Annotated in this window: 12 protein-coding genes; all 12 read right to left on the bottom strand. The window is 26.6% G+C overall.

What is annotated here, in order from left to right; all coding sequences use genetic code 11:
- Window positions 1-21: 21 nt before the first annotated feature.
- The 12 genes from RGC78_RS11515 to nifV all read right to left on the bottom strand — a co-directional run bounded on the left by RGC78_RS11515 (window position 22) and on the right by nifV (window position 15080).
- Complete coding sequence (locus tag RGC78_RS11515; protein ID WP_309556686.1) at window positions 22-2508, bottom strand: GH39 family glycosyl hydrolase; 2487 nt, start codon at window positions 2506-2508, stop codon at window positions 22-24.
- A gap of 121 nt (window positions 2509-2629) precedes the next feature.
- Entirely contained in the window at window positions 2630-2743 is a 114-nt protein-coding gene (locus RGC78_RS11510) for a TipAS antibiotic-recognition domain-containing protein (RefSeq protein ID WP_252224234.1), read from the bottom strand.
- Window positions 2744-2814: 71 nt separating this feature from the next.
- Window positions 2815-3462 carry a beta-phosphoglucomutase gene (gene pgmB / locus RGC78_RS11505; RefSeq protein WP_309556685.1) on the bottom strand — a complete coding sequence of 216 codons (648 nt, stop codon included), beginning with the start codon at window positions 3460-3462 and terminating at the stop codon, window positions 2815-2817.
- The gene (locus RGC78_RS11500) at window positions 3456-5114 is read right to left on the bottom strand and encodes a glycoside hydrolase family 3 protein (RefSeq protein WP_252216007.1); all 1659 of its coding nucleotides are present in this window, start codon (window positions 5112-5114) and stop codon (window positions 3456-3458) included. Before RGC78_RS11500 ends, pgmB begins: the two co-directional genes overlap by 7 nt.
- Window positions 5108-6499, bottom strand: a complete 1392-nt coding sequence (locus tag RGC78_RS11495) for an MFS transporter (protein ID WP_252224230.1) — start codon at window positions 6497-6499, stop codon at window positions 5108-5110. The genes RGC78_RS11500 and RGC78_RS11495 overlap by 7 nt, the downstream gene beginning before the upstream one ends.
- Before the next feature lie 363 nt (window positions 6500-6862).
- Window positions 6863-7147 carry a transposase gene (locus tag RGC78_RS11490; protein ID WP_434062236.1) on the bottom strand — a complete coding sequence of 95 codons (285 nt, stop codon included), beginning with the start codon at window positions 7145-7147 and terminating at the stop codon, window positions 6863-6865.
- A 114-nt stretch (window positions 7148-7261) separates the two neighbouring features.
- Window positions 7262-7546 carry a hypothetical protein gene (locus tag RGC78_RS11485; protein ID WP_309556684.1) on the bottom strand — a complete coding sequence of 95 codons (285 nt, stop codon included), beginning with the start codon at window positions 7544-7546 and terminating at the stop codon, window positions 7262-7264.
- Between the two features lie 360 nt (window positions 7547-7906).
- Window positions 7907-8515: a DNA-3-methyladenine glycosylase gene (locus RGC78_RS11480; RefSeq protein WP_309556683.1), complete on the bottom strand. Its 609-nt coding sequence runs from the start codon at window positions 8513-8515 to the stop codon at window positions 7907-7909.
- Window positions 8516-8690: 175 nt separating this feature from the next.
- Window positions 8691-9200 carry an anaerobic ribonucleoside-triphosphate reductase activating protein gene (gene nrdG, locus RGC78_RS11475; RefSeq protein WP_309556682.1) on the bottom strand — a complete coding sequence of 170 codons (510 nt, stop codon included), beginning with the start codon at window positions 9198-9200 and terminating at the stop codon, window positions 8691-8693.
- Between the two features lie 263 nt (window positions 9201-9463).
- Window positions 9464-11716, bottom strand: a complete 2253-nt coding sequence (locus tag RGC78_RS11470) for a bifunctional diguanylate cyclase/phosphodiesterase (protein WP_252216025.1) — start codon at window positions 11714-11716, stop codon at window positions 9464-9466.
- A 224-nt stretch (window positions 11717-11940) separates the two neighbouring features.
- Window positions 11941-13863 (bottom strand): aconitate hydratase, encoded by a 1923-nt coding sequence (locus RGC78_RS11465; RefSeq protein WP_309556681.1) that lies wholly within the window; start codon window positions 13861-13863, stop codon window positions 11941-11943.
- Window positions 13864-13925: 62 nt separating this feature from the next.
- Window positions 13926-15080 (bottom strand): homocitrate synthase, encoded by a 1155-nt coding sequence (gene nifV, locus RGC78_RS11460; RefSeq protein ID WP_252216031.1) that lies wholly within the window; start codon window positions 15078-15080, stop codon window positions 13926-13928.
- Between the last annotated feature and the right edge of the window lie 601 nt (window positions 15081-15681).

Raw genomic sequence — 15681 nt, 5'->3', positions numbered from 1 at the left:
TATGTACTTAATAAAAACTATTTATAAAATAGGAGTTAGTTTTAATATTGTAATTTCATGTACTTCTAAATCAACAGTAAGCGTCAATTCACCTTGGATAGTTCTTTCCCCAAAATCCATTTTAGGAATAGATATATTTTTTAAATATTTTTCATATTCTAATGTTAAATTTTCTCCCCCTGAATTAATCCAATTATCAAAAGCAGAGCCGAAGTTTCTATTAACTCTTTCTCTTACTATAGAGTATTTTCCAAAGATATTGTTAAGGACTATTTTAAAAAATTTACTTTTTTCATTTGTAAATACACTATATCTATTTTTTAAATTTATATGAGATGTATTAAAACTTTTATATAATTGATCGTATTCTTGAAAATTATGAATTAAAATTTGAAAATTTTCATGATTATCTTTTGTAATAATCATATTCTCATCTTTATAAAGAATAATAGACTCTAAATCATTTAAAAACTTAAAAGCATAGTAAGCTGGCTTTTTTATTCCTTCCACTGTTATCAATCCGAATCCACCATGAAAAGTATCAGAAGATAAGATATGTTCATCAAATATATCTGATAGTGTCCAATAACTCATAACATCTACGTATCCAATACAGTCAATTACATTTTTAACAATAAAAGATCCCATAAAAGCTGTATCATGCAATAAATCTCTTGGATCTGAAGACGAATTCCATTCAGTTATTATACAGTTACTCTTTTTAATGCATTTAGAATTTCTAACTGTTTCATGAATTTTCTCTACACTTTTTAAAATATAGCTAGATTCTGCATAACAATACCTTCCTTTTCTATCAGCATTCCAATGTTCAAAATAAGTTTCATCTATATTCCATTGAATAGGATATAGATGATATGTAAAATTATCAAGAATAATATTATTTTTTTCTAAGAAATCAAAGGCATTTTTTGTCCAATCAGTATCTAAAACGGACCAACTAGTGCCACTAAATCCACTAACCTTAAGATTTAAATTTACATTTTTTATAGAAATATATGTTGCTTTAAAAAATTCAAGATATTCTTCTTGTGATTTGTGCCAATAGTATCCATCTAAATGTGGTTCATTCCAGATTTCAAAATCCCAAGTTTCTACTTTCTTTTTACCATAACGATTAACAAGATGTTTAACAAATGATTCTACTAAATATGTCCAATGTTCTAAATTTTTAGGAGCAGATGTGTTTGCATTCCAATGATATATACTTTCACTACCAGAGGCTAAATCTTTAGGCATAAAACCAATTTCAATAAAAGGTATAATATCATTGGAAACAAAAAAATCAAAAATAAGATTAATATAACGGAAATTTAGCTGAGGATTTCCATCCTTTAATGAAAAAACCATTAGATTATCTGAAAATATTCCATGAAATCTTACACGATTAAATCCCACTTCACTTTTTGCAGCAATAAGTTGGTCCTGTATATTTACATTTAGAAAATCGCTAGCACGTCCAATTCCTATCATTTTTGTTAAATTTGATGGATATTGTCCATTTTCTTCGTCTGTATTTACTGTAATCATTTTACAATCTGAAGCTGGTATATTTTGAGGTATTTCTATTATATTTTCTTTATCATATTCAAAAAGTTGATTAAAAGGATTTGTTGAAATTAAGTTAATATAGTTAAATAAAGCAGATGAAACAACATTCTTTTCTAATAATACATCCTGTTTATTATTTTTGCGAAAATCTTTAGGAGAAATTTCAAAGTATTTTTTAAAACGTTCATTAAATGTGCTAATAGAATTAAATCCTCTTTCAAAAGCTATATCACTAATTTTTTTATTAGTAAGAACAAGATCAGAACAGGCAAGTTGCAATCTATAAATAGTTACATATGTCATAATATTGATACCTGTTTCTTTCTTGAAAAGCTTAGATAAATATGCTGGACTCATATTAAACTCTTTTGCAATATCATTCAAAGAAAAACACTTAGAAATATTATCATTAATATATAGTATAAAATCTAAAGTTTTCCCTTGAGATGATAATACTTTCTTATCTTTATTATTTATAGAAAAACGTTGCTTTAATATATTTAATATTTCTAAAATTGTTATCTTTCTCAAAAGATCAATATTATCATTCTTTTTAATATCTAATAAAGCTAGCTTAGAAAGATACTTTTTAAGCAAAAACAGATCATTTGAATTAGTATTTTCTAAGACACTAAAAACCATCGTATCTAAATCTTTAATTTCACTTTTTAGCAAAGTTTCTTTTATTTGAAGAGTATAAACAATATTTTTTTCAGATATAGCCTTAGCAGAATGCCTATAAAAACTGTTTACAATGTAAATTTCATCTTTATGAAGTTCCACAATTTCATTTTCTACATTTAATTCAATAGATCCATCAAGAACTAAAATAATCTCTAAAAAATCATGCCAATGATAAGGGACTATTTTTAAATTGTGAATAAAAACTTTATATGGAATTTTGTGGTGTGTTGGTATGTCAATATTTTCATAAAACACTTAAAATCCCTCCTAAACAAATAAGTTTTTCAATATAACATAATATATATAAACCAATAATAGTGCAAAATATAAACTATCGCAACTTTAAGATAAATAAGAATACTTAACAAAGATATGATCATTTTGTGCAATAAATTGTACTTGCTTTTGAAATGAATTTTGCTGTTCCTTCTTCATTATAATCAATGTTTTCCTTAAAACGTTCATCTCCGATATGAATCAAATTTAGCATTGTACAATCTTATTTGTACAGTTATAAAACCTTTCATTTTTAAATTATATATATAACAAAATTTAAAAATGTTAAAGTATATTTTTTAAGTCAATTTCAATCAATGAATTTACATTGCAATTGGCCTCTTTTAAATAGTCAAAGTTTCCAACCCCTATAGAATACATGCCTGCATCATTAATAGCTTTAATTCCAGCTGATGAGTCTTCAATTCCAACACAATTTTTTGTCTGTAAATTTAGTTCTTTTGCTGCTAAAAGAAATATTCCAGGATCAGGCTTTCCTTTTGATACTAGTTCAGGATTTGCAATAATGTCAAAGAGAGATGTTAAATCTAATTTTTCTAATATAAGTGGTGCATTTTTACTTGCAGATGCTAATCCTATTTTTATATCTGCATTTTTAAGTTTTTTTAGAAGAACTACAACTCCAGGTAATATGTCCTCTTTAGATAAATTAGAAATCCAATTCAAATAATATTTATTTTTCTTATCTAGCAAATTAATTTTTTCATCGTTTGTATAATTAGAACTTTTATTATTTTGTTTTAAAATTAATTCTAAAGAATCTTCTCTCGATAAACCTTTAAGTCCTTCATTAAATTCTCTAGATATAGAAACACCTATTTCATCAGCAAGCTTTTCCCAAGCTTTATAATGACCTTCAGCTGTATCTGTAATTACTCCATCTAAATCAAAAATAACTCCTTTAATTAACATCTAGTATCAAACCTCCCACAAAATGGATCTATAGGACTGATTCCTTTGAATTCACTTTTACCTATAAGCTTTTTTACTACCAATTCAATATTTGCTTTTTGATTACTATACGCATTTATATAAGTTGGTATACGTGGCGCGTCACACAAGTGAAATGGATTACCTAGCGATATTATAACTACAGGAATTTCTTTAACAAACCATGGCATAAATTGAGCAAAAGGCATTCCCCATTCAATTCTATTTGAAGTTTGATTACTTTTAGTCTGATAATCGACTCCATATATTACAATATCATATTTATTTTTAAACTTTTCAATAGAACCAATGATTAACTCTAAGTCAAGTTTATTATTATCTAATACAGTAACTTTAAAACCTGATTTTTCAAGTTCTTCTGAAAAGATTGCTTTACTTTTGGTTTCGTTTCCTAAATGAATAAATAAAACTTTTTCATATTTTTCAGGAAGGATTGGTAAAATATTTTCATTATTCTTTACAAGAGTAATTGATTTATCAAAAATTTCTGTTGATAAATCTTTATAATCTTTAATTTCACCATTAGAAATTTTTTTTAAATTGTTGTAATATTCCTTAATTCCTAAAATACGAAGAACTGCTTCATTTAGTCTTTCTTCTGAAATTGCACCACTTAAAACACCTTCAAGGATAGCTGAAAAGTCTTCTTTCAAATCTTTAGTAAATAATATCATATCACAACCTGCATTAACACATTGGATTAAAGTTTCTTTTCTTGTAGCAAATGAATTAAAACCACCCATAAGTGTTGCATCAGTAATAATTAATCCATTAAATTTTAACTCTTTTCTTAATAAATCTTTAAGTAGATGTTTAGATAATGTAGCAGGTCTTAAGTCTTTATCTTCTATAGATTTATCTATACTTCTTTCAAAACAAGGAAGAAGTATATGACCTGCCATTATACAAAGAACACCAGAATCAATCAATTCTTTATAAATACTTCCATAAGTTTCATTCCATTTTTCTAAAGTCATATCATTTACTGAAGGTAACACATGATGATCTCTATCATCTTTACCATCTCCAGGAAAGTGTTTAATTACTGGAATAACCCCACCATCTTCTAATCCTTTGCAAAACTGCTTTGAAAAAGACTTAACACGAGAAGTATTATCACCAAAAGCTCTAGTCCCAGTAATAGGATTTAAATAATTAACATTTAAATCAACAACAGGCGAAAAAGTCATGTTTAAACCTAATTTAAAACTTTCTAATCCTATATAGTGTGAAGCTTCATAACTAAGATTTAAATCATTAGTAGCTGAAATTTGCATAGCACTTCCAAAACTTTCACCTTCACTTAAAATACCATTAACACCATTTTCTAAATTAGCAGAAATAAAAGGCTTTATTTTGCTATTACTATTAATTATTTCTATAACTTCTTTTGCTAAATTTTTAGTTACAGGCCTTAACATGATTCCACCAGGTTGAATTTTTTGAATAGTTTCAATAAGTTGTTCTTCTGTAATTTCAATGTTATGCATTAGAAAAAACAATTGTCCTACTTTTTCTTTTAATGACATTTTATTTAATTTATCCTTAATACCTTCAATTTGATTTTTATCCAAATTAAATGGTTGTTTTTTTAATAATTCTAAATCTAACACGCTTGTTTACTCTCCTTATTTCTGATTTCTAAGTCTTTAACTATATTGTTATACATTTCTGAAGTAAGCTTGTATCTTGATAAAATAATAATTGCTATTCCATAACCTACAACAGGTATCCATACAATTGCATTATGAAGATTAGATAATGTTTCTACACTTTGAACCTTACCAGGTATATATCCTATTCCATTTAAAATCCATCCACTAATAGCAGCTGACATACCTGAGGTTAATTTAGAGCTAATAGTATTAGTAGAAAGAATTACGCTTTCAAGTCTTGTGTTTGTTTTCCATTCACCATACTCCACCGTAGAAACTACCATATTAGTAATAACTAATGAATACATACCTACAATAGCACTTGATAATCCATCAATTATGATATAGAAATAAGACACTTTAAAATTAATTATGTATATAAATGAAATTATTACACTAATACCTAAAAAATATGACATAACCTTTTTATTACCATATTTCTTTAATAGTTTAGGAGATATAGCTATTAAAATTAATGTGACAGGTAAAGCGATTAAATTTGAAAAAGAGCCAAGTTTATCATTTCCAAGAGAAAATTTATAAAAATAAATTAATAGATTTGTTTTTATGTATAATGCTGTGTATATGAATAATTTAGCTGAAATTACATTAATCAATGGAGAATTAGCTAAAAGAGCTTTTATCATATCTGATAGTTTAAGTTTATTATTTTTCTTGACTTTTTTATCTTTAATTTCAGAAGTTTTACTTAAACCCAAGTCCTTAAGAGATTCATTTGAAAATAATTCTTTAGATAACACAAGACCAAAAATTAAAAATAAACTTCCTAAAATTATACTTAAAAGAAAAAATCCTTTTAAATAACTTCCGTTACCTAATATATCAACTAATGGCATCTGAGCTATTCCAAATCCAAATATTGCAAAAACCGAAGCTATTTTGATGCTTTGTAGAAGTTTAAAGCGGAAATTTTCATTCTTAGTAATAGCTGGAATAATTGACCAAAAAGCAATATCAAAGAATGCGTAAGCAGTCCAAAAAAGTATCGTTACAACGTATACATAAATAATATGAGTTCCTGGACTTAAATTTGGTTTAAAAAATAGTGCAATAAGTAAAATACTTATAATAGGAGGCATAGAAATAATATATGGCTTATATTTCCCCCATTTAGTGTTTGTTTTTTCTATTATTACAGCTATAATTGGATCAACAATCAATCCATAAATACGAACTACAAATAAAAGTGTACCAATAGTAGCTGCTGATAAACCAACTCCTTCAGTAAAGAAAAATAAAAATGCCGACATTAGAGCATAAACTAAATTTTGCCCGAGACCTCCCATTGCAAAACAACGGTTAATTTTTTTAGAATTTAACATAAATACAACTCCTCTCATTAATACAAGACAATTATAAGTTTTTTTTTTGCGAAAATCTCTCAAGTTATCTACTTCTTAGCTATAGCTTTTTATCTATTTAAAAGTTTTCATTTTAAAAAAGTTTAATCTGTAGCTATTTTGTTACAGATTTTTGTTATTTCTTTAATTTGTAAAAATATTTATAAAATCTAAGTTAATTTTAAGATTGTAATTTATGTACTTATAAATCAACAGCGAGTGTTAATTTATCTTGGTTATTTTTATAAAGTTATAATTCTTAGCAATTTGTCTAACATAATTTTTTGGCTCTTCTAATTTCATGGTGGAAACAAATATTACCAATAGTATAAATGAAGGACTACATTAAAGTAGTCCTTCATTTATTGCTTGTGTTAGGTCTTTAAAATCAACACCATAATCTCTATCTTTTATAGTATATAATTCTTTAAGTTCCTCCTCGATAAATGATTGTGAGTAGAGCACAGCATCTGTTTTGAAACTTGTCTTAATTATCTTATGATTAATAAAGAATATGGTCTTTGCCCTTAGTATATCAAAGTCATATCCACGACCTTGTTTTTCAATTGCCCTAATAGTATTGTTAATACCTTCAATAAAAGCATTAGTAATGCCTACCATATGAAAAATAATTAAATATTTCTCTACCCCAGTTCTTAACTGTCATTGCAGTATCATTATAGATTGTTAAATCATCTGAGATAGCCACTAAAGAAATCTATTATAGTAGCCTTATTTCTCTCTCTAAGCATATCTATAACAGTATGGTGTTCTATTACATATCAAAGTCCATGCCTGTTTACGGCTCTTACCTTCTCTCTGTATATGTATTTCATCTATACCAAGAATATTAAGAGTTTCAATTTCAAATAATTTAGGTATTTTCTTAGCTTCATCTAAAAATACATTTCCCTTCGGTTTTATTCCGTACAAATAAAGAGGGATATTTTTAAAAATAAAAAAGTTTTTTAATTTTTCTCTATTAATGTATAAAATTTTTTCGCTTGTCCATAATATAAATGTATCCACAAAATCATAATAATCATTAGTCCCCTTAAACTAGTATAATGTTTATTGTTATACTAATATGAATTATTTATTTACGAAGAAAACTCTCCATTATATAATAATGAAGAGTTTTCTTATTTATGGTTTACTTTTCAATTATATTTTAAATAATTATTTATGTTGTAGTATAATGGCGCAGTGGCATTGGAATTTACTTTTTAGAACTTCTTAATGTATATTTGTTGAATTAATTGCTTGTCACAATGTTCCATTGGGAACACGCATTAATTAGACTAATCTACATTTTTAGAATTCTTAAAGTAAATTCATCAGTCCACGTGCTTTATACTACAACATAAATTTACTTTTTAAAACATGTCATTATTTTTTAGATACATATTTATTATCTTTTATATAAAATCTCCATGGAAAATCTATTGCTTCCTCAGCATAATCTATTCCTATCCTAGTTGTCTGAACAATTTCATAATGATCATAACTATCTTCTATATATAAATCACCTTTTTCATAAAGCACTTTATAATTATCTTTTTTACCTATACCAAAAGCCATGCATAACTTTGAAGGTCCATTAGTTAATTCTTTCTTCTTAACGGTAGATAATTCTTCATACTTCTTATTAAACCTCTTTAAAGAAATATAATCAAAATTATCTAATGGTTCTAATGCTCTAATTAAAACTCCCTGCCCATCATCATCTTCTCCACTTATTACATTAAAGCAATGATAAAGTCCATATATAAAATATACATAAGTTATTCCGCCTTCTTTAAATAGCGGCTCTGTTCTTTCTGTTCTTCTTCCATTATAAGCATGTGATGCTTTATCAATTGACCCTATGTATGCTTCAGTTTCTACTATTTTTCCCCTTAAAATAACACCATCTATCTCTTTTACTAAAATTTTACCCAATAAATCTTTAGCTAATTCCAAAGCATCTCTTTTATAAAATTCCCTATTTAAAATCAATCACTCATCACATCCCCTATTTTAAATCTCATTCTAAAGTTTTATTATAACTAATTTTTGATATTTTATTATAAATCTACATTAAAAATAAATGTTTATATTTTGGTGTTCTTAAAATAAATTACTCAATCTATGTGCTTTATACTAAAATATAAACAAATTCTTAAAGCATATGCTAAATATCAAAAATAACTACTTTATTCGATTTTAAACTTTCCTTTACATCTATTATTCTTTGATTAGATGATCCTCTGAATCTTAATCCATCTTCTTTTTTATTTTCTTCAAATTTTCCATCCACTAATACATCTATGTTATTTATTAAGTCTTTCCAACCTTTATTGCTTTCTAAATTATCATTTATATATTCAAATGTATATCCTGTATAGCACCAAATATTTTTATTATTTTCTTTAAAAATTTTTGCCATATAAGAAAATTGATCTGCTCTTTCAAATGGATCTCCTCCACTAAAAGTAATACCTTTAATCATTGGATTACATAAAACATCCTCTATTAATTCATCTATATCCTTTTCTTCTCCGCCATTAAAATCATGAGTATCTGGATTAAAACAACCTCTACAATTATGATTACATCCTTGTGAGAAAAATACTCTTCTTATTCCTGGACCATTTACTAAACTTTCATACGCTATACCTGATAATCTTATTTTTTTATCCAAAATAATACACTTCCTTTAAAATTCTTATATCTATATTTAAGATTCATTATATATCTATCCTTTAAATATAGGAAATATAATATTAGCTTTAAAACAAAAAAAATAGAAAAGCTACTAATATATATAATAAATTATATATAATATTAGCTTTTCAAAAGCACTTCATTTATTACTTGTAATTAAAGAAACTATTTTAAATATGTGTTAATATATGAAATATGCAAAATGGAATTTTATTCCGTCCAATTTCCCTTATACATATATTAAGGCCTTGTTAAAATAACATCTTGAATTAACCCTAATGTTAGTTCCTTCTCTTCAAAATCTTTTACTGGCATAGGTCTTGCATATAAATATCCTTGAGCATTATTGCATCCTACTTCACTTAAAAATTCTGCTTGTTCATGAGTTTCTACCCCTTCACAGATTACATTTAAATCTAATTCTTTAACCATTCTCACAATATTTGCTATTACTATCTCACCTTTTTTAGAACTATCCTTACTATTTAAGAATTCTCTATCAAGTTTTATTGTATCAATAGGTAAATCTTTCAATATATTAAGTGAAGAAAGACCTGTCCCAAAATCGTCTAATGATATACTAAATCCCATTGCTTTTAATCTAAGCAATGCTTGCAACATATTATCATAATGATTAAATATTGCACTCTCTGTAATTTCAATCTCTATTAAATTTGGATTTATATCATATTTATTAAATATTCTGCTTACATTCTTTATAAAATAATCTACATTTTTCAAATTAATTCTTGATATATTCACTGAAATAGGAATTAATTTAATATTATTTTGCTTCCATTCATTTATTTTTGAACATACCTCTTCAAAAATAAACATATCTAAATTAACTATAAATCCATTTTTTTCAAACAAAGGTATGAAATCTATAGGATTTATTAATCCTTTTTCAGGATTGTTCCATCTTACAAGTGCCTCTGCTCCAATACAACTTTCTAATTTTATATCATACTTAGGTTGAAGATATAATTCAAATTGTCTATTAGTTAATGCACTATACATAACATCTTCTATTTGCTTTTGCTTTATTAACTTACTTTGAAGCTCTATATCATAAAAACCTATAAACTCATTACAATCACTTTTTGATGTTTCCCTAGCAAAAGCTACATTATCAATCATTTTATTTATATCTTCTTCTGTTCCATCTACAACATATACCCCATATGAAAGAGAGAAGTTTGGAATTTCCTTAGTTCCATTATCAAAAAACCTCATACTATTATCTAATGCATTAATTCTATCTATAATATCATTTTCATCTTTATATTTTAATAGTAATATAAATAAATCATCCCTTACTCTACAAAACATTTCTTTATACAATAATTTATTTTTCAAAATATCAGATATATATTTTAATAATAAATTCCCGGTTTTATATCCCCATATATCATTTATAATTTTAAATCTAACTATGTCAAATTCCACCAGTGCATATGACGAATTCATATTCTCTTCCAAGACTTCTTTTATGTCCATTTTAAATTTAGTTAGAGTTTTTCCTCCAGTAATATCATCAACAAATGCTATGTCTTTAATTAACTTTTCTTTTCTATTTCTATAAAAATTTATATAAATTAAAAGTATTAAAAATATTAGTATAACAAAACTCGCTAGCATAGTCATTAAGGATGTTAGATATTGTTTTTCATTTATATTGGATGCCTCTATTAAAGATAAGACATAATAATCCTTTAAGTCATTTATTTTAGAGTATGACAAAATATACTTATTTTTATTTAATGTAATAAATACAGCACCATCTCTATTATTAGTTAAATCATCTTTTAATATTTCTATATCATCTAAATCATGATATGAAAATATATTACTATCGTTTAACATATTAAATAGATCACCTGATCCTATTAATATATCCCCATTTTTATCTAGTATGTATGTCTCAACCTGTTGATAAAATTTAGAATTTGATATAAATAATTTTTCTATATCCTTAAATGATATGGTTCCATATAAAGCCCCTTTAATTTTATCATTATGGAGTAATGATGTTACATATATGAATACTTTTTCGCCAGTTTTTAAATCAGTATCTATTGTTAAAACATCTTCATTAGTTTTTTCCCATTTTTTAAAATAATCCTTGTTACTAATATCATTAATTGAACCATCAATACAATTTAAAATTCCATCCGAAGTTATAATTCCTGTTGTTAAAAAATCTTTTCTTTCTTCCAAATTTAAAATGTCCATAACATTTTCTTCTTTGAAATCGTTTAATTCATTAAAAATACCCGACACGTGCTTCATATATTGTATATTATCATTTAACGTATAATTTATGAACATAGAATTATTTTCTGATGCTTTTACAATAACAGATTTATTGCCTTTATTTATTACTTCTTTAACTTCTATTATACATACAGAAAATCCAATGGCTATTAACATAACAATAACAGTAATTGGTATAATATAGGCAAAAATATTACTTTTAAACTTATTGTTCATATATTTACCCCCTAACTCTTAATATCACTACTTCAAAGGTTCTACAAAGAAAAATTCAAGTAATTTAAATTATTGTAATTTATTGTATATCCATATTTTATCATATTTTCATATAAACTTGTATTAAAATAAAAAAAGACTTTCTTAAATTTTTCTTTTTATTTAAGAAAGTCGTTTTTTATATAGGTTATATTTCAGCAAAGTGTTGATATAAATTAATTTTTCTATGAATTAAGCTTTACATAATTTAATCTTCCACCAGCTTTTATAACATCTATTTCTTTTGATGTTAATTTAACTAAAACTTGAAATTCACTATTTTTAGTTAAGTTTTTAATTTTTAATACTCCATTATTTAAATTATCACTTATATTTTCTATTAATAAATCATCAACTAAATTTATTTTTTCATAATCTGAAGAATCCTTAAATTCAATTGGTACTATTCCATTGTTTATTAAATTTGCTTTATGTATTCTAGCAAATGATTTAGCAATAACTGCTTTTACTCCTAAATATAAAGGTGCTAATGCAGCATGTTCTCTACTTGAACCTTGTCCATAGTTTTCTCCAGCTATTATAAACCCTCCATTAAATTCTTTAGTTCTCTTAGGGAATTCTGTATCTACTGTATTAAAGCAGAATTCTGAAAGATAAGGAATATTAGATCTAAATGGTAATAATTTTGAGTTAGAAGGCATTATATGATCTGTTGTGATGTTGTCTTCTACTTTTATTAACACTTTACCATCTATTTTGTCTCCAAGTGCCTTATTTATTGGGAATGGTTTTATATTCGGACCTCTGACTACTTCAACTTCTTCATTAGTTTTAGCAGGTTCTAAAATCATAGAATCGTCTATGATAAACTTTTCAGGCATATCAACCTTTATATCTACATCCATTTGTCTTGGGTCAGTTAAACACCCTTTAATGGCTGAAACTGCTGCTGTTTCTGGACTTACAATATATATTTGTCCTGATAGTGTTCCACTTCTACCATAGAAATTTCTATTTACAGTTCTTAATGATATCCCATTAGTTCCTGGTGCTTGACCCATTCCAATACATGGTCCACAAGAGTTTTCAAGTATTCTTGCTCCTGAACTAATTATATCTGCTAAAGCTCCATTTCTAGCAATCATCTCCATAACTTGTCTAGATCCTGGTCCAATAACTAAACTTACATTTTCATGTACTTTATTTCCTTTTAATATTTTTGAAACCTTCATTAAATCTTCATAAGAAGAATTAGTACAACTTCCTATAAACACTTGGTCGACTTTAATCTTTCCGGCTTCCTCAACAGTTACAACATTATCTGGACTGTGAGGTTTTGCAGTTAATGGTTTTAAATCATTTAAATTTATAACTATTTCTTCATCATATATAGCATCTTCATCAGCTTTTAATTCCAGCCAATCGTCTTCTCTATCTTGTGCTTTAAAGAATTCTAAAGTTCTTTCATCACTAGGGAATATTGATGTTGTAGCACCAAGTTCAGCTCCCATATTAGTTATTGTACCTCTTTCTGGCACTGATAAACTTTTAATTCCTTCTCCACAATATTCAAATACTTTTCCAACGCCACCTTTTACAGTACATATTCTAAGTACTTCTAAAATCACATCTTTTGCAGCCACCATTTTATTTAGCTTCCCTTTAAGTTCAACTTTTACAACTTTAGGTGTATTTATATTATATGCACCACCACCCATTGCAAGAGCAACATCTAATCCACCAGCTCCCATTGCAAGCATTCCAACTCCACCAGCTGTTGGTGTATGACTATCTGAACCTGTTAATGTATCTCCAGGTGTTGCAAATCTTTCTAAAAATATTTGATGACATATTCCATTTCCAGGCTTTGAAAAATACACTCCATATTTTGATGCTACTGTTTGAATGAACTTATGATCATCTGCATTTTCAAATCCTTGTTGAAGCATATTATGATCAATAAATGCCACTGATTTCTTAGTTTTTACTCTATCTATTCCCATAGCTTCTAATTGAAGATATGCCATTGTTCCAGTTGAATCTTGAGTTAATGTTTTATCAATTTTAATAGAAATTGGTTCTCCTGTTTTTAAATTTCCTTCAACGATATGATTTTTTAAAATTTTATAAACTAAATTATCTCCCATGTTTGTTCCCCCTATTATTGCTTATGGTTTAATTCTATTACTTTTAGGTAGATGTTGATATTTTATAATTTATTAATTCTTTTATATTCTTTATATAATTGAACAACCTCTTTATCAAAAAGACATCTTTTTAATCTAACAGATGTTGATCTAACTAATTCTAATATTCCTGTGGCTTCATCTTTAGTAAGTTCTATTGCATATTCCCTAAATTTATTTTCAACTGCAGCACGTCCTGAATGTTTTCCAATAACTATTTGTCTTTCTAATCCTACAATTGCTGGATCAAATGCTTCATAATTAGTTGGATCTTTAAGAGCTCCATCAGCATGAATTCCAGATTCATGTGCAAACATATTACTTCCAACTATGGCTTTCCACTTTGGTAGTTCTCTACCTGATGCCCTAGATACATATTGAGAAAGATCTTTAAGCATTGTTGTATCAATGTCTCCCTTATATCCATATACAATCATTAATGCCATAATTACCTCTTCTAATGCAGCATTTCCTGCTCTTTCTCCAAGGCCATTAACAGTTACTCCAACATGTGTAGCTCCACCTTCAAGTCCTGCTATAGCATTTGCAGTAGCCATACCAAAATCATTATGTGTATGCATTTCTATATTAAAATTAGTAGTCTCATAAAGCTCCTTAATTCTTTTTTGAATTTTAAAAGGCTCCATAATTCCTACAGTATCACAATATCTAAATCTATCTGCTCCAGCTTGTTTAGCTGCTTGAATGAATTCTATTAAAAAATCTTGATCAGCTCTTGACGCATCTTCTCCATTAACTGATACATAAAGTCCATTCTTTTTAGCAAACTCAACTGATTTAACCATATTTTCTAATACCCATTCTCTTGATGTTTTTAGTTTATGTTGAATGTGTATATCTGATACTGATATAGATACTGCTACTGCATCAACGCCACAGTCTATTGATTGTTCTATATCACCAATAACAGCTCTATTCCATGCCATTATGCTTGGCTTTAAATTTCTTTTAACAATTTCTTTTATTGCAGCCTTTTCATCTCCACCCATAGTAGGTATACCAACTTCTAATTGATCTACTCCAAGTTCACTTAACATTTCTGCAATTGCTATCTTTTCAGCATTAGCAAAAACTACGCCTGCTGTTTGCTCCCCATCTCTAAGAGTAGTATCAACTATATTAATTTCTTTATTGGTATTTATATTTTTAACTGACATTTTAACTCCCCCTTAATATTTGTTTATTACCTATTGCTTTTACTACTTAATTTTTATTTATTTATCATTATACACCATGTATACATATAATGGAATGATAATTTTCTTATTTTTGCAGCAAAGAGACCATTCTCCTTCAATATTTCTTGTCATATAAGGTAATTTATATGAAAAATTATAATTTATTGCAAGATTTTTTTGAAATTATTCATTTAATGAAATTACATAACAATGAGATTCATCGTGATTAAACTTAAAAATGTATGTACTATACTTTATTAAATTACTATGTTCATTTTACACGTATGCATATATCAACACTCTACTAAAATATATTTATTTATATAAAAAAAGCACTAAATGTAATGAAGATACTTTTTAGTATATTCATTCACATTTAATGCTTTTTTATTTAATTAGTTTTTAATTTTTGGCTCTGTTTTAAATGTGTGTTGATATATGCAATAGGTAAAGTGGCATTGTAATTGGACTTTGAGAATACTTAATGAGTCTTGTCTCATTTACTGCTTGTCTCAATTTTATATTGGGAGCAAGCTAAAATGGGACTATACTCATTTTAGCATTCCTAAGTTCAATTACT

The organism is Clostridium aquiflavi, assembly GCF_031344075.1.
In the GTDB taxonomy this organism is placed as follows: domain Bacteria; phylum Bacillota; class Clostridia; order Clostridiales; family Clostridiaceae; genus Clostridium; species Clostridium aquiflavi.
Note: the sequence above shows the minus strand (reverse complement) of the source record. Positions and strands in the feature narration are given on the sequence as shown.

Coding starts and splice junctions, on each gene's coding strand:
- nifV (WP_252216031.1), bottom strand. CDS start 15,080: ATGTCAGTTAAAAATATAAATACCAATAAAGAAATTAATATAGTTGAT.
- RGC78_RS11470 (WP_252216025.1), bottom strand. CDS start 11,716: ATGAACAATAAGTTTAAAAGTAATATTTTTGCCTATATTATACCAATT.
- RGC78_RS11495 (WP_252224230.1), bottom strand. CDS start 6,499: ATGTTAAATTCTAAAAAAATTAACCGTTGTTTTGCAATGGGAGGTCTC.
- pgmB (WP_309556685.1), bottom strand. CDS start 3,462: ATGTTAATTAAAGGAGTTATTTTTGATTTAGATGGAGTAATTACAGAT.
- RGC78_RS11510 (WP_252224234.1), bottom strand. CDS start 2,743: ATGCTAAATTTGATTCATATCGGAGATGAACGTTTTAAGGAAAACATT.
- RGC78_RS11465 (WP_309556681.1), bottom strand. CDS start 13,863: ATGGGAGATAATTTAGTTTATAAAATTTTAAAAAATCATATCGTTGAA.